We start from the raw sequence: 17,210 nt of genomic DNA on the forward strand, positions 1-17,210 counted from the left end.
TGTGCGACGAAGCGGTGGACGTCGATGTTCGACGCTTTCTCGAATATGCTGATCGCACTGGCGCACGCCGGGCAGGAGCCGTGATTAGCGTATCGCGCTCTGGCCCATCCATCTGTGAACCGGTTCACGCAAGATATTTATCGCTGACGATAGTACGCAGTACCTATAATCCAATCGCGGCTTCCGCAGTTGGCTCGAAACTGAAACAGATGGGGCACCTCAATGTCTGGTGAACCCGCTGCAAAATGTTCTGGTAAAACTACCTGCGTTTTTCGCTTGACACAACCAAAACTAGAACGTGTCATTCGAAAATATCACGCCATTTCCCGTTGGCGTTAGGCTCTGTTCGCAGCCATCGCGATGTTAGCCGTCGAATTTGGTGGCCCATCCAGAATGGCCAGACGACGATCGATGGCGCTGATGACCTGGCGCGAAAAAGGCCCAAGATGCGCGTAGGCCGCAATCATGGCCACCGCGATCCGCGCCGAGGACGAGTCTCGCTTGGCGCTGTTGAGGAAGGTTCGCCAAAACGGATCGTGCGCTTCGGGAATGGCGGTGACCACGCGATGCACGGTCTCCAGCGCCCGCACCTTGGCACGGACATCACCGACGGGCAGTTCCTGACGTTGCCTCGAACGGTCGAGCATCGTCATCAACCGGTCGACACGCCTGGCATATGCGGCAGGATGATAGACGCTCTCCAAAATCTGTCTGTAGTCCATCAGGATGTCGCGCAACGGGCGCGTCGGATCGAAATTGATGCCGTCGGTGCACTGATCGCCGCCAATGGTTGGCCCCATATCGTGATTGGGGTGCAGCCGCCCCTCGCGGGCAAGACGACGCGTGAGCTGCGTGTTCGGCAAGGCATAGAGCAGGCCAACCATGCAGACGGGGATGGCGGCCTCCTCGATGAAGTCGACCATGGCGTCCGCGATCGAGACTTTCTCGCTATCGAAGCCCACGATGAAGCCCGCGGTGACGAGCATCCCAGCGCCGTATATCCTGTGAATGCTCTCCGCGATATCGCGCCTTGTGTTCTGCTTCTTCTTGGTCGCGGCCAGCGTCGCCGGGTCCGGGCTTTCGATGCCGACAAAAATGCCGAAGAAGTTGGCCGCGGCCATCATCTCCAGGAGTTCCCGATCATCGGCCAGATTGATCGAGGCTTCCGTCGAGAACTCGAACGGATAATCGTGCGCGCGCTGCCAGGCCGCGAGTTCCGGAAGAAACAGCTTGAGCGACTTCTTGTTGCCGATGAAGTTATCGTCGACGAAGTCGAGATGGCCGCGATATCCCATCTCGTAGAGCGCATCGAGCTCGGCAAGCATCTGCGGGGTCGTCTTGCTCCGCGGCACCCGTCCGTACAGTTCGATGATATCGCAAAACTCGCAGGTGAAGGGGCAGCCGCGCGAATACTGCACACCGAGATAAAGATAGTCTTCAAAATTGAGCAGGTCGAAGCGCGGCACCGGCGTCTTGGTGACGTCGGCCTGGAACTTGGGCGCTGTGAACACACCCGACCGGGCACCGCTCTCCCAAGCCGCAATGAACTCGCCAATAACACCCTCGGCCTCGCCGAGCACCTGAAAGTCGGCTGTGGCATAGATGTGCGGACTGGACGTCGGGTCGGGGCCACCGACGACCACCGGCTTGTCCTGTGAGCGACAAAGCTCGATCAGCCGCAGCGTGTCAGCCTGTTGCGGCAACATGCCGCCCGTGAAGACGACGTCAGCCCAGGCAAGATCATCGTCCGTGAGCGATGCCGTATTGCAGTCGACCAGGCGCACCGTCCAGTGGACCGGCAACATCGCGGCGACGGAAATCAGGCCGAGGGGAGCCGCGGGGCGGCGAACGCCCATCAACTTGCAGGATTCGCCAAAGCTCCAGAACGAGTCCGCAACGAAGCGCGGATAGAGCATAAGGACGTTGCACGGGGGCTGCGTGTCCATGTGTCCTAAGATGGCGTGTCCTAAGATAGCCCATGTCTCGGTCCATTCCCTTACGAACGAACCTAGCCCCGGCAGGGGCGTACTAGAGCTAAGCTGATGATTCTTACGGGTGCAACAACCAGCTCCGGAGCCAGCAATTGGTACGGTCCTTTTTCCAAGGACGTGGCAGAAATGGCACGCAATTGAGCGATTTTTGTGTTCGCGCAGGATTGATACAGCAGCTCTTGAGGCTCAATTTTGGAACTCGCACTCTCCTGCGGCAATCTGCCGTCCACGATCCGCATCGCGGAGCATAATGCATGACCGACCTTACCTTGGCGAACGGCGATGTACGACTTGCCGCATCAGTCGATGGCCCGATGGATGCGGTGCCTGTCCTGTTTCTGCATGGGGCAAGCGTAAGTCGCGATACGTGGGATGAAACCAAGCAACGATTGACCAATCGATATTGCGTTTGGACGCTCGATTTCCGCGGTCACGGCTACTCTGATCGCGCGCCGAACTACAACCTTGCGGGTTATGTTTCCGATGCCGAGACTGCTCTGGCGGCCATTGGTCGTCCGGCAATCGTCGTTGGGCATTCGCTGGGCGCATGCGTGGCCGGTGTGCTCAGCCAAACCAATCCGAACATCCGAGCCGTGTTCCTTGAGGACCCGCCGTGGTTCCTGGGGCGCCTGGAGGAATGGAGCAACTCGATATTCTCGAAGTTGTTCTCACTCTTGCTGTTGCGGCTGACGAAATGGCAGCAGGAGCCTCCGCCGTTCACAACCTATGTCCAGTTTCTTTCGAATGGGCCTGACCGCTTGGGAGGTGTGGTCAAGGACCACATATCGGCTCGGCATTTGCTCAGCCATGCTTCCGCGATACAGCGCCTCGACCCGCGTTGTCTCCGTGATGACTGCTTGAAAGAGGCGTTGTCATCGATATCAACCGAGCGACCATTCCTGTGCCCGGCAAAGCTCGTCCGAGGCGAAGAGCGGTTCGGAGGAGCTTTTTCGGATGAACACGCCGGCAGTCTGCTGGCGACCAACCCCCATCTTGAAGTGGTCCAATATAAACAGTGCGGCCATCACCCCCATCGCATGCTGGGGTTTGAGCAGCGGTTCTTTGATGACCTTGAGGAGTTCATTGCGAAGACTTGACGGCGGTGGCGCCAGTCGATCGCAGGCGCCGAGGTGCGACGGTCCATTCCAACGATATTGGACTGAGCTGGAGGTTCCCTCCAATTCTCGAAAGGTCGCGACGATGCTGCGCATAGCCGATTCAGGTTCGCCCATTCAGCACACCTGCGCTCATGAACCTTTAGCCAATGGGCCGAGACCTACTAACAGATATGATTGAGCCCGCTGACCGGCCTCCTCCCTCATCTGGGGCGCGCTGGCAGTTTTTCTTTCTACCTCGGCAAGAGAAAATTCGGTCTTATTGTCAGCGATCTCACATTTCGTTCCTATCAAACTTGACGGGATCAGTCGGCAGGCAGATCGTGGTCGGAGCATGGTAATTCAGCTCGGCTAACCGCCAACCAGACGGTGGGTGGTGCCAATGCAGCAGATTGCAGACTGGCTTGATAAGCTTGGGCTTGGGCAATACGCGAAGCGTTTTGCCGAGAATGGGATCGATATTGGCATTCTTCCCGATCTGAAGGATGAGGACTTCGACAGGCTCGGAGTCCTGCTCGGCCATCGCCGTAAAATGCTCCGTGCGATTGCCGAACTCGATCAAGCCGAACTCATCACCGAGTCCGCGCGTCAGCATGGCGCCGAGAGACGCCATCTCACCGTTATGTTCTGCGACCTGGTGGGCTCGACCGCGCTCTCGGCACGCCTCGATCCCGAGGACATGTGGGAGGTGATCAGAGCCTACCGGGCTGCCTGCGCGAGGGTCATCGCCGCATATGACGGCATGATCGCCAGGTTTGTTGGCGATGGAATCCTCGCCTATTTCGGCTATCCCCGCGCACACGAGGATGACGCGGAGCGCGCAGTGCGAGCCGGCCTCGACATCACCGCCGCAATGGGAAAGCTCGAGACGCGCGTCGAAGAACGGGTCGACGTGCGGATCGCGATCTCGACCGGTCTTGTGGTGGTCGGCGACCTCATCAGCGGAGGTGCGTCGGAGGAGCAGGCGATGGTCGGCGATACACCGAATCTCGCTGCCCGGCTCCAGAGCCTGGCGGAGCCAGGAGTCGTTGTGGTGTCCGCTTCAACGCGCCGGTTGCTCGGCGATCTATTCACTTTTCGCAATGTCGGTGACCGCGAGGTGGAGGGTATCTCCGATCCGATCGCGGTCTGGGCGGTCGAAGGTGCAGCCGCATCGGAGAGCCGCTTCGAGGCGGTGCGCACCGCGCGCTCGATCGGCTTTGTCGGCCGCAAGGCAGAAATCGAATTCGTGCTCTCGCGCCAGCAACTGGCGTGGCAGGGCCAGGGTCAAGTGGTGTTGATTTCCGGCGAAGCCGGAATCGGCAAATCGCGCCTTGTGGCAACGCTGGCCGAAAGCCTCGCGCTGGGGTCGCACCGCCGGGTGCGCTATCAGTGCTCGCCCTACCATACCAACAGTGCGCTTCATCCCTTCATCGCTCAGCTCGAGCGGGCAGCCGGCATCACGTCACAAGACACGCCCGGGCAAACGCTCGATAAGCTTGAGGCTATGCTGGCGCTCGGAACGCGGCAGGTGGCGAGCGTGACGCCGCTTATTGCCGCGCTTCTTTCCATCGCAACCGGCGAGCGCTATCCGCCGCTCGGCCTCACTCCAGCGCAGCAGCGGCGACAGACATTCGCCGCGCTGCTCGACCAGCTTGAGGGCCTGGCACGGCAGCAACCTGTGCTGATTGTCTGCGAGGATATGCATTGGGCTGATGCCACGACGCTCGAGCTGTACGATCTCGCGGTCGATCGGATCAGGGGACTGCCAATCCTCGTGCTCATGACATTCCGGCCTGAGTTCGAGCCGCCTTGGGCAGGCCTTGCCAATGTCAGCCTGCTGCGGCTCGAGCGGCTTGACCGGCAGGACACGCGCGCCCTGGTCGAGCAGGTGGCTGTCGGTCGACAGGTGCCGCGCGAAATGATGACCCAGATCATCAACCAGACGGATGGCATCCCGCTCTTCGTTGAGGAATTGACCAAGATGGTGCTGGAGTCCGGGCTGCTCGTGGAAGAAGCCGGGCGCTATCGGCTCGATAATCCGCTACCACCGCTCGCCATTCCCGCGACGCTGCACGACTCGCTCATGGCGCGGCTTGACCGGCTGGCGCCGGTCAAAGAGGTTGCACAGATCGGCGCAGCCATTGGCCGCGACTTCTCATACACGCTGCTGCGATGTGTAGCGGGGCGGGATGAGCTGACGCTGAGCGCGGCGCTGGCGCAGCTCGAACAGGCCGAACTTCTGTCGCGCCGCGGGACGCCACCCGACGCGAGCTACAGCTTCAAGCATGCACTGGTTCAGGAAGCGGCTTACGAGAGCTTGCTCAAGAGCCGCCGGCAACTGCTGCATAAGCATATTGGCGATGTCCTTCGCGATCAGTTTCCGGGCATGGCCGAGACCGAGCCGGAAGTCGTGGCATATCACTTCACCCAAGCGGGGTTGAGCGGGACAGCCCTTGAGTGGTGGCGGAAGGCTGGCCAGCAGGCGTTGAAACGCTCGGCCTATTCCGAGGCGATTGCCCATCTGGGCAAGGCCGTTGCCATTGCCGATGAACTGCCTCAAGAGCCTGATCGGATGCTGAGCAGGCTCCATCTTCAAATCGCATATGGCCGCGCGTTGCGAGGCAGCCTCGGGCACAGCGCTCCCGAGACGGTGGCCGCTTGGACGCGCGCCCGACAGTTCGCGGCTGATACCAATGATCCGGTCGAACTCGCGCCGATCCATTCGGGCTTGTTCAATGCATGCCTCACTCACGGCGAGATCGCGCCGATGCGGGAGTTGGCGGATGCAATCATTGGTGTCGCCGACCGGCGACCGGAGTCGCCGATAGCCGCCATTGTCGCACACTGGACCAGCGGAGTGACCTGCTGGTTCGCCGGCGAGTACTTGAACGCGCGAATGCATCTTGAGCAGGCACTCGCGATCTATGGTGCCGAGCCGGATCCCGCGACGTTCAGGGCGTCCGCGCTCGATCTGCCGTTCGTTATCATGAGGTTTCTTGCCCTGGTGCTTTGGCCGCTTGGAGCGATCGATCGCGCACGCCGGCTCGCTGCAGAAGCAGTGAGTGGCTCAGGGGAGAAGCGAGCGCTTGCTCAAGCCAATGCGCTCGTTCATCGGGCGGTTTTCGACGGGCTATGCGGGGGCATGTTGGAGCAAACAGAGACGATCCTGGCCTTGGGTCTGGCGCGCGACCATACGATGCCGTTGTATGTGGCCGCGGGCACCTATCTGAACGGCCTGGCAAAGTGGCGGGCGGGCGAGCGAATGGTTGGGCTCACGGAAATGCGCCGAGGCTGGACGTTGCTGCACGAGAATGACTGCTACCTCTGTGAGCCGTTTTGGGGGATGCATGTTGCCGTGGCGGATGCAGAGGCGGGCCAACCCGAGGCCGGGTTGGAAACTGTGAGGGAATTGATCGGGTGGGCACAACAATCCGGCCAGCATTGGCTTGATGCCGAACTGCATCGCGTCCAAGGTGAGCTGTTGTTGCGCCATGACGCTGCGAACCTCTCCAGTGCCGAAGATGCCTTCAACAGAGCCCTGGAAATCGCCCGACACCAACAGGCAAGGACGTTCGAGCTACGCAGCGCACTTGGACTTGCGCGCCTGCACAATATAAATGGCCGGCCCGAGGCGGTATCCTCGGTGCTCGCTCCCGTCCTCGCTGAATTCGACGCGGGGTGGCAAGATCTCCCCGAAATCAAGGAAGCCGAAGGGCTGCTCGAGCATGCGCATTAGTCAGCCTGCCATTTCGGCTCCTTCAAAGGCGACGTAGATGCCGGTCGGGGTTCCCTTACGTGCTCTTTCTTGTTTCGGAATAGCAGCACTTTCGGCGCTCTGTGCGTTTCACGTCGTGCGTGCGGCCTCGCCGGTGCCAGATAGCGTGTCTCTCAGAGAGACGGCGATGACGTGGAGTACCGTCAAGTATGCGACCGATGCGGAGGACGGATTTCTCAGCGGGTCGCTCGACAAGAACACGATCGTCGACCGCACGTTCAGGGCGCGCGTGCTCGAGAATCGATATCTGAAGGTAACACTCGTGCCCGAATTCGGCGGGCGCATTATTTCCATCATCTACAAGCCGACTGGCCACGAACAACTCTATCGCACGGATGTCGGCGTACCCTACGGCATCAAGGCCGGAAATTTCTACTACGACTGGCTGATGGTGTATGGCGGCATCTTCCCGACATTCCCGGATGCCGAGCACGGCAAGACGTGGCTGAAGCCGTGGGCCTTTGAGGTGGTCAAGGAGAGCACGGGCGAAGTGACGGTCGCGATGTCGCTTAAAGACAATTTCGACTATTCCGCGCGACCTGGCAAATTCAGGAGTTCAACCGGGATCGAAGCCACATACTACGTCACACTGAAGGCCGACCGGACCGCACTCGATACGCGCGTGGTGCTCAAAAATCCGCACGACAAGGCGATCCGGTACGAGTACTGGACATGCACGACGCTCGCTCCGGGATCGGATCCGAAAAACCCTAAAGCGACCGCCGGCGCCGAAATCATCGCGCCGATCCGAACTTATAGCACGCCCGCCTGGTCGGCCAATCTGGCAGATGGCGACGAGAGCGCGGGGATGGGCAGGCGGCGCTTCGAAAACCTGCGCTTCTTCAAGAATTGGCCGACGATGGGCATCGCCTACGCGGCGCCCGATATGCAGGGCGGGAATTTCTGGGGCGTGATCAACCATGACAACGAAGAAGGAATTATCCGCATCGCGGACAACAGGCTGACGCCGGGCTTGAAAATGTGGACGTGGGGATTTCCCTCGTTCACTGGCGAAACAGATCCCCGCGAGGAGCCGAATGAGTGGCGACCGTATGTCGAACTATGGGCAGGCGTGTCAGACCAATTTTTCCATAGCGCTGACTTTCCCGCGCTGGGTGAAGTCTCGATTCCGGAAACCTACAGTCCGACGGTCGGCATGAGCAACGTGACGCATGCGAATGAGAATATCCTGATCAATCTTTCGGCCAAGGCGTCTAGCGTCACGGTTCAGTTCTTCAGCATCGAACCGGCCGCCCCGCTCCGCGTAACGTTGAAACGCGGCGACACGGCACTGTTCGACGACATCGTGAAGGCCGATCCGAAAAATGGAAATCGCATTTCGGCAACGATCCCTGACGGCAGCAGCGGCGAACAGGTGAAGCTGACGATCAGGACCACCGATGGAAAAGAACTGATCGCAGCCGAGGCGACAATAAATTGACTTCTTTCCTCATGCCGCGAGTTGCGGACGGAACAACACATCGACGCCGTAACTGGTCGCATTGTAGGTGCTGGTCGGGAACAGACTGCCTGATCCATACGCATACACGCCATTGCCTCCGATCGAAGCCGATGATGGTGCGGTCAGCGGCCCGTTGCTGACCGCCGAGCTGAACATGCCGGGATCGGCGGAGTAGTTTCCTGAGGTGTGATAGGACGCAACATACGTTGTCCCTGCAGTGATCGTGACCGGCGCAGCGAAGTTAACCTGCTGCCAGCCGCTGGCCGTCTCATTGGTGAAGGTGGCCGTGGCCAGCAGGGTGCCGGTGCTGCTCCAGATATTCGCGGTATGGGTGCCGGTATTCGATGGGCCCTTGTAGAAGCGCAACCCGGTGATGTCGCCGGCGCTGGACGATTGGAATTTGAACCCGAGCTCCACCGACTGCGGATCATTGACTGACACCACGCTCGGTGTCGGATTGGAGCCGAACAGGCTTATGATGCTCGCGGATGCTGGGTTCACGGTCAGGGACGCGGATGCGGTCGCTGTCCCGCCCTGGCCGTCGGAGACGGCGTAACTGAACGACGCCGGTCCCGTATAGCCGGAGTTGGGTGTGAAGGTGATGGTGTTGGTCTGGGCGTTGAAGCTTGCGGTGCCGTTGACGCCGTTGCTGACGCCCGTGATCGTCAGGACATCGCCATCCGGATCGCTGTCGTTGGCAAGCAACGCGGAGGCTGCAATCGAGATCGGCGAGTTCTGAGTGGCGCTGAAGCCGGAGTCGTTGGCCGCGACCGGCGCCTGATTGGCGGCGCCGCTCGCCGGACTGAACAGCACGTCCACCCAGTAGTTGGTGGCACCGAAGGTGCTGGTCGGGAACAGGTTGTCCGCGCCATAGGTGTAGACGCCGTTATTGCTGCCGGATGCGGTGAGCGGGCCATTGACACGTGAAGACGTGAAGTAGTTGCTGGTCGACGCGTAGCGGCCGTTGCTGTGAAAGCTTGCCACATAGGTGGTTCCGGCGGTGATCGAGACGGGATTGCTGAAGGTCACCGTCTGCCATCCACTGCTGGTCTCGTTCGTGAACGTGGCGGTCGCCAGCAGCGTGCCGGTGCTGCTCCACAACGAACCTGTGTGGGTGCCGGTGTCACCGGCGCTTTTGTAGTATTTGATGCCGTTGATGGTGCCGGCCGCAGAGGACGTGAACTGCACCCCCAGATTGACCTGGGCCGTGTCGGAATCGGCGAGAATCGCTGGTGTGTCGGAGCTTGAGAACAAGCTCACCGGCGGCGGGATCACTGTCAAATTGGCTGTTGCAGTCGCGGTGCCGCCGCGCCCATCGGAGATGGCGTAGCTGAAGGACGCGAGCCCGGTGTAGCCGGCGTTCGGCGTGAAGGTGATGACATTGGTCTGGGCGTTGAAGCTGACGGTGCCGTTGACGGCGCCGCTCACACCGGTGATGGTCAGCGGATCGCCATTCGGATCGGTGTCATTGGCAAGCAGGGCCGATGCGGCAATGGTCAGAGCCGTATTCTGCGTGGCGTTGTAGCCGCTGTCGTTGTTGGCAACCGGCGGCTGGTTGGCTACCGGATTCACTGTCAGACTGACCGTTGCAGTGGCCGTGCCACCCTGCCCGTCGGCGATCGCGTAGCTGAAGGACGCGGGCCCGGTGTAGCCGGCGGTCGGCGTGAAGGTGATGACATTAATCTGGGCGTTGAAACTGACCGTGCCGTTGACGGCGCCGCTCGCGCCCGTGATTGCCAGTGTGCCGCCGTCCGGATCGGTATCGTTGGCAAGCAGCGCCGCCGCCGCAATCGTCAGCACCGTGTTCTGCGTGGTGTTGTAGCCGCTGTCGTTGTTGGCAACCGGCGGCTGATTGCTGGCGCCGCCGGACGGCGCGAACACGACATCGACCCAATAGTTGGCGGCGTTGTAGGAGCTGGTCGGGAAGATGCCGGAGGTGCTGGTGCCGCCATAGGAGTAGACGCCGTTGCCGCCGGCGGCAAGGCTGGACAGCGCGGTCAAAGGACCGTTGGTAACGGCCGCGGTGAAGTAGTTGTTGGTCGCAACATAGGCGCCGGTGGTGTGATAGGAAGCAACATAGGTGGTGTTGGCGGCGATCGAAACCGCTGATGACAGCGTGACGGTCTGCCAACCGCTGGCTGAGGTGTTGGTAAAGGTGGCGGTGGCGAGACGAGTGCCTGTTGACGACCAGAGATCGAGGGTGTTGATGCCGGTGTCGCTCGCGCTGCGATAGAACCTGAGCGCCGTAATCTGCCCGGCGACCGAGGACGTGAACTTCATCCCGACTTGGATCTGGGATCCGTCATTGAGGTCGGTCAAAGCCGGTGTGCTTGACGCGCTGAACAGGCTGACCGGAGCCGCTCCTGGCGGTACCACGGTGAAGCTGACAGTAGCCGATGCCGTACCGCCGCGCCCATCGGAGATCGTGTAGGTGAAGCTCGCCGGACCGGTGTAGCCGGCATCGGGTGTAAAGGTGATGGTGTTGTTCTGCGGATTGGGCTGCGTGTTGAGCACGACGCTGCCGTGCGTTGCTGCACTCACGGCGATGATGCTGACGGCATCCCCATCGGGATCACTGTCGTTCCCGGTCAGGGACGACGCCGCAATCGTCAGGGCCAGATCGCGGGTCGCAATCGGTCCGTCGTCATTGGCAGCTATGGGCGCGCTGTTGGTGACCGAAGGATTGAACATGACGTCAACCCAGAAATTCGTCGCCGCGAACGTGCTCGTAGGGAACGCGATATTGCTGCTGTAGGTATAGACGCCATTGCCATTGCCGAGAGCGGTCAGCGGACCGCTCGTCACATTGCTCAAGAAATAGTTCACGCTGGCGGAGTAATGGCCCACATCCGTATGATAGGAGGCGACGTAGGTGGCTCCGGGCGTCAGCGAAATCGGGTTGGAGAAGGTCACGCTCTGCCAGCCGCTGGCGGTTTCGTTTGTGAATGTGGCCGTTGCCAGCAAGGTGCCGGTGCTGCTCCAGAGCTGGCCGGTATGGGTGCCGGTATCCTGGCTGCCCTTGTAGAAACGGATGCCGCTCACGGTGCCGGCAACCGACGTCTGGAATCTCACGCCGAGTTCGACGGCGCTTGCATCGGTGGTGTTGACGGTGTCGGGGGTGGCCGAGCCCGGAAACAGCGAGACGTAAGTCGGACCCTCGACGGTCACGGTGCGCCCCACGGAAGGCGTTTCGAGATTGATGCTGTCGTCCACCGCGCGCGACATGATGGTGTAGGTCCCGGCGACCTGCGGAGACCAGCTATAGGACCATGTCTCGTCACCAATCGCCGGATGCCAGCTCAAGCCCCCGTCCGTCGATACTTCCACGCCGGCGATCACGCCGCCGCCGACATCCGATGCCGTGCCGAAAATCGTGACCACGTCTCCGGCTCTGATGTTTGCCAGCGCGTTGACGCTCGAGGTCGGCGCGGTCTGGTCCGTGGAGCCGGTGGAGGCGACCAAATCCGGCTGCAGCGTTCCCGGCTGAATACCCATGTCGGCGAGCAGGTTGACCATCGACTGTTGCACGCGCGAGTCAGTGGGCGTTGGCGTCAGGTCGTGATTGTCGCTCAAACCCCACGCCCAGTAGACCGTTCCGGCGGCGAAGACCAATGCCTTGCTTGCCGCGCGGTAGAGCGTCAGGTTATGGGTCGAGATGGCGCTTCCCGTCGTGTTGCCGTAATCAAGGAGGTAGCTGTTGACCGGAACCGTCGTCGAGGAGAGCCGGACCAGGCCCGCGGGATCGAATCCATTGTCGACCGCTTCGTCCCACTCATAGCCGAGGTAGTTCCTGGTCAGCGTCGCTGTCTGCCCCGGCTGAAGATTCGCAACGCTGGTGTAGCGCCAGAAGCGCAGATTGGCGTCGTCGTAGGGAATTGTGATTGCCTGCAGGCCGCTGCCTTGGCCGACGTCATCGACCTGGAACATCTGTCCGATCAATGCATTTTCCGGGCTTCCTCCGCCGAGCGCCGGCGGGCTGAGGCGGGGATCACGGAACGTCCCGGTCCACTCGTCGCTTGGATCGATCGATGCGTCCGGTGACCAGGTCTCCTTGTAGGAGATCAAGGTGCGATAGGCCGTGCCGTCGCTGCTAATGCTGTTGCCCCAGCGCGTGCGCCAATACATCTCGTTGCCGCTCCAGAACGCCAGATTGACACCGGCATCGCGGGCCGCCTCGACATTGGCGCGCTGTTGCCCCGACCAGTACTCGTCATGACCAACGTCGAGATAGAGCTTGTGATTGAGGAGCAGACTGCCATAACGGTCCGTGTCAACACCCGACATGTAGGAGACGTCGTAGCCGTTCTGCTCCAGCCAGTAGATCGCCGCGTATTCAGCGCCGAACAGATAGTCCTGCGGACCTGCAAAGCTTCCAACGCTGCCGCGGGTGGCAATCGGCCGGTTGTAGCTCACCGCGTAGGCGCGTCCCGCACCTTGACCTGTGGCAGGGCCGTTGCCGCCATAGAAATTCGCTCCGCCCCAGCCGTTATAGGCCTGCCAGGTCGTGTCAGAGGTCTGAAAGACGACGTCGCTGGTGCTGCTGTCATCCCTGACGATGAACGGGATGTGATTGGCGCCTTCAACGCCGTCCTCGCGTACGAGCTTTGCGATGTAGACGCCTGACACGGCATCCTCAGGAACCTCCCAGGAAGCCGAAACAGACCAGTTGCCGGCATCGACCAGGCCGGTCGTGTCGTCACGCAGCGGCGCCGGCTGGTTCTGCACACCGGTGTGCTGGATGGTGTGGACCTTTCGCGCACCCATGCCGCCGTAATAGCCGAGGCGGTAGATGTCGATCCGATAGTTCGATGAATCCGTGTTGATCTTGAAATCGATCTGGTTGCCACGATTCACGCTGATATCGGTGGCAAAACCTTCGATATTCGAGCTGCCAGCACCCTCGATATCCCATTCGCTTTGCGGATTTCCCGTCTTCTGGTTCTCGAGCACGATTGGGTTCGTGGAAGTCGCGGCGGCCGCGAGTGCGTTGGGCGACGTACTTGTGTTGGCCTGCCGCGCCGCAGGAGAAAGCTCTGCAGTCGTCACCGAGCCTGATAGAATTCCGATTTCACCTTTCCCCGTACCGGTACCAATCTCGCCGCCTCCCGGCAGCGTGCGCCAGCTCGCCCCTCCGCCTGGTAGTGCATTCCAATTTGCGAGCGGCGCAATGTTCTCCAAGGACATGGAGACACTGGTCGAGGCGCCCATGGCCCCGGCGCGGCCGGTGAACACGAAATCTGCTCTGCCAGACACGCGGCTGCCGTGCAACTGCGCCGACGCCGCATTGGCTGCTCTCTGATCGAGCAATTGTGTTGGAGCAATGAAGTAGCCGCAGCCGCAAACCTGCGCGACTGCTGGAGGTGTGGAAGATCCGAAAATGTTGGGGGTCGCAGTCGAAGGCACGTGACCAAGGATGACCACAGGATTTGGCGGCGCTGGTTCGGCCGCCGCGGAGGCTGGCGTTCGGACTTCTGTCGTCAACGCTGCAAATCCGGCGTCCGATGTTGCAGCGGATGCCGACGCCGCGGCACCTGGGGCGCTTAGACCCAGGCCCTCCTGCAAATTCCGCGCGGCGAGCAGCGACAGCGAGTCGTCTTGGTCTGAAGCTGAAACTCGGACATTCCTTCGCAGAACCGTACGTGGCCACGTCTGCACTCCGAGAGCGATGCGGCCCAGACCAAAATCTTCGTATAACGACCTCATGCGATGACACCGCCTTAAAATATTTAATTCTCCCAAATTAAATATTAATCTCCGTTTAATTCAATTTGCTGTTCTGTCGCACCCCAGCCCTTGCTGAACAACCCGATGCCGATCTTCGTCAAACTGACAGTGGATAGTCGTGATTTTCTAATGGGTTGAATCCAGCCGAACTTCCCTTCTTGGCACAAATGGATTTCAAATCAGGAGATATTCAATTTGCGCTTGAATGGAGCAGGCAAAGCGCCCGCATGCGAATTGCATAGCGCCGCCTGCTTGGCGGCATGCGCTGCATGGTCGCGCAACTCATCGCTGCGCGAACCAGTGCGTCTTTTGGATTAATCAGTTCGACGCCGGCCGATCCGCTCGACGCGCGAGACAACACCGTCACGCGTGACGGGTCTCGCATGCGGAATCCAGATCGTGCTGGTCGCGACCGAAGCGACGTGCATTGCGGAGGCAAGGCGGATGCGCGCTAACGCGAACGCCTTGCCTCGACGCGATGAAGCCATCTATCTAAAGATTCTATCTAAAGATATGGGCCGAACCGCGCGGAGACGGAATCGGCCAAGCATTTCCCATCGCGAGCCTCGCAAGTAGGAGTGTCAAGCTACTTGGTGCTCAGTGAAATGCCGAGGGCAGATGCTTTCACGGTCACCGCTGCGGGTGACCTCTTGAGAGACTTTGCGATTTTGTCTCGACCACGCTTCTCTTTCGCCATGGTCTTGAGCGTCTTCAGGTCGTCCTTCGACCATAACACGCGCGTGGCTTTCTTTTTCTTCGCCATTACAACTCCTCTTCAAGAGCCACGTTTTACGAACCCAGGCTAGTCCGGTCAAGGAACATTGACTGCAGGCATTGGAGCAGTTGGATACGGTCGATAAGCACCGTGGTGCGTTGCAGCCACGATGACGAAAAGAATAGCAAATACGATGATGGCGCGCATAGTCAGGCTCCGCATGAAACCTATCTAACACTCAATGATCTCGGGCATTGTGAACTAGCTCACCAGTTCCAGTGGATCGCGACGTTCATGACGCCTATGCCGTGCACACGCGGGAGCCTCGGCCGAGCGGAGAGCATGTGGCGATATTCATGATGGCAGCATCGCCCCGGCTCCAAGCCACTGTTTGACCAGCGAGGCCAATGTGCCGTCGGCCGCAAGCGCGGCCTGCGCACCGCCAATCGCATCGCGCAGCGCGATGTCTCCTTTGCGGACACAGATGCCAAGGCGCTCCACAGTGATGCCGGTCTGAACGACCCCAAGCCTCGGCCGGCCGCGCACGAACCAAGCCGTGACGGGTGCGAGTTTCATGAAGGCGTCGCAGCCTCCGCTTGTCAGATCATCGAGCGCTTGCTCGATCTCGTGATAAGCATAGACGCGCACCCGCGCAGCACGATTCTCCGCGACCAGTTTCTCAGCAACTGGCTGGCTGGTATTCCCCTGCTGCACTCCGACGACCAGACCTTTGAGATCGGCGATGCCATGTACGTCCGGATTGCGAATGACATCGACGACAAGTGATTGGCCTGAAATCGCATAGGGCGTGCAGAAATCGGCCTTTGCTTCCCGGCCCGGCGTGATGGTGGTGCCAGAGGCGACGCAGTCGTATCTGCCGGCATCCAGACCGGCGAAGATGCCGATGAAATCGGCGCCCGTGTACGGGACCAGCCGCCATTCGCGGCCGAGCATCCCGGCGATGCGCTGCACCAGCGCAACGTCGAATCCCGCCAGGCCATCGCTCGTCAAGAACTCGAATGGCGGATCGGGAAGCGCTGCTCCCACTCTCAAGGTTGACACGGCTATGATCTTTGCTGCGCTAAACTCAAGGACAGGCGGACCGACTTGCGCCTGGCGATAGCTCTGTATTCAGCCATGATAGGCAAACAGCTCGATTGGCTCGCTGAAGCCTCGCACCGGATATTCGCCGACACGTTCGAGATCGAAATCGCTTTTGACGAAGTCGGCGAACGCGCGGGACAGCAGCACCTTTCGACCCAATTGTTTCGTCAGGGTTTCGAGACGCGATGCCATGTTAACCGCGGGACCGATAACGGTGAAGTCGAGGCGGGTACGCGACCCGATATTGCCGTACATGACGTCGCCGACATGGACGCCGATACCGTAATTCAGCAGTTCACGACCGGTTTCGCCATTCTTTTCGTTCAGGGCAATCACCGCCTGACGGGCTTCGGAGACGGCGTGCAACAGATTTGCGCAGGCCGACGGCTGGCTGAGCGGAAAGATGGCGAGCAGACCGTCGCCGATGAATTTCAGTATTTCCCCGCCATGTCGCGCAATCGGCTCCGACATCGCGTCAAAATACCCGTTCAGAAGATCGATGACATCATCGCGCGGCCAGTTATCGGAGATCCTGGTGAAATCACGCAGATCGCAGATCATGATGGCGGCGCGTACCGTGGTTCCGCTGCCGCGCCTGGTGGCGCCGGCCAAAATCAGTTCGCCGGCATGCGACCCGACGTAGGTTTCAAGCAGCGTTCGCGCCAGCCGGTTCTTGACACGGATTTCGCTGACCAGCGCCAGAATCGGTAACAGCTTTAGCAGGCTGGCGATATGCGCGTCGTCGAAACCTCCCACCCGGTCGGTTGCGAAGGTCACGATGTGCCGTTTGCCGAGCGTATGATATAGCGGCCAAGCGACATAGTCGGTCAGGCCCTTGGCCCGCATTTCGTCATAGATGGCGTGCTTACGGCCCAGCGAAGGATCGCGTTCGAGATTTTCGCGCACCTCGAGGACACCATCGCGAATTTCGTTTGCTGGACTGCCGATGTATTCGGATCGCCCCATGACATCGTAATCGACTCTCTCAATCTTGGCTTCGTGCATTCCATCGCCCCACATCATCCGGGCGCCGAGCCATTGAGGATGGTGGATCAGGATATGAAGCGACGCCCGCTTGACGGGAATGCCCGCTCGCTGAAGGCGCATACACATCTCGGCGAAAATATTGTCGATGAAGCGCTCATCGCGCGTGTCGTTGGTCAGCCAGTGCACAACGTCGTCGTCGGAATACGCGGTGCCGGGATCAATGTTTGGCGGCGGGTTCATAGCTTGTTCCTCGGTGGTGACCTGGATCGACAGTAGAGGATATGTCGTATCCCCGCCCGGCGGCGTCAACGAAGTCCGCCGCAATTTGCTTGCGCGCGCATCGGGTTGTTGGGGA

The 17,210-nt window shown here is 60.3% G+C and carries 8 protein-coding genes; 3 read left to right on the forward strand and 5 right to left on the reverse strand.

The genetic code is table 11. The annotated features are described in order from the left end of the window. Window positions 1-335: 335 nt before the first annotated feature. Entirely contained in the window at window positions 336-1,946 is a 1,611-nt protein-coding gene (locus tag AC5ZG5_RS22555; RefSeq protein ID WP_456643847.1) for a B12-binding domain-containing radical SAM protein, read from the reverse strand. 299 nt (window positions 1,947-2,245) lie between these two features. Between AC5ZG5_RS22555 and AC5ZG5_RS22560 the strand changes: the two genes are divergently transcribed. The 3 genes from AC5ZG5_RS22560 (at window position 2,246) to AC5ZG5_RS22570 (ending at window position 8,304) form a co-directional block, all read left to right on the forward strand. Continuing rightward, the gene (locus AC5ZG5_RS22560) at window positions 2,246-3,088 is read left to right on the forward strand and encodes an alpha/beta fold hydrolase (RefSeq protein ID WP_456643848.1); all 843 of its coding nucleotides are present in this window, start codon (window positions 2,246-2,248) and stop codon (window positions 3,086-3,088) included. Between the two features lie 400 nt (window positions 3,089-3,488). After that, entirely contained in the window at window positions 3,489-6,824 is a 3,336-nt protein-coding gene (locus tag AC5ZG5_RS22565) for an adenylate/guanylate cyclase domain-containing protein (RefSeq protein WP_456643849.1), read from the forward strand. 166 nt (window positions 6,825-6,990) lie between these two features. Continuing rightward, the gene (locus AC5ZG5_RS22570) at window positions 6,991-8,304 is read left to right on the forward strand and encodes a DUF5107 domain-containing protein (protein WP_456643850.1); all 1,314 of its coding nucleotides are present in this window, start codon (window positions 6,991-6,993) and stop codon (window positions 8,302-8,304) included. 9 nt (window positions 8,305-8,313) lie between these two features. Here AC5ZG5_RS22570 and AC5ZG5_RS22575 read toward each other — a convergent pair whose 3' ends face one another. The 4 genes from AC5ZG5_RS22575 to AC5ZG5_RS22590 all read right to left on the reverse strand — a co-directional run bounded on the left by AC5ZG5_RS22575 (window position 8,314) and on the right by AC5ZG5_RS22590 (window position 17,095). Continuing rightward, entirely contained in the window at window positions 8,314-13,578 is a 5,265-nt protein-coding gene (locus AC5ZG5_RS22575) for a DUF4082 domain-containing protein (RefSeq protein WP_456643851.1), read from the reverse strand. Between the two features lie 1,057 nt (window positions 13,579-14,635). Next, entirely contained in the window at window positions 14,636-14,812 is a 177-nt protein-coding gene (locus AC5ZG5_RS22580) for a hypothetical protein (RefSeq protein WP_165421322.1), read from the reverse strand. A gap of 306 nt (window positions 14,813-15,118) precedes the next feature. Beyond that, window positions 15,119-15,826, reverse strand: coding sequence for an ABC transporter substrate-binding protein (locus AC5ZG5_RS22585; RefSeq protein ID WP_456643852.1), 708 nt, complete (start codon window positions 15,824-15,826; stop codon window positions 15,119-15,121). A 69-nt stretch (window positions 15,827-15,895) separates the two neighbouring features. Next, window positions 15,896-17,095, reverse strand: a complete 1,200-nt coding sequence (locus AC5ZG5_RS22590) for an adenylate/guanylate cyclase domain-containing protein (protein WP_456643918.1) — start codon at window positions 17,093-17,095, stop codon at window positions 15,896-15,898. Between the last annotated feature and the right edge of the window lie 115 nt (window positions 17,096-17,210).

The organism is Bradyrhizobium sp. Ses1 (genome assembly GCF_059512365.1).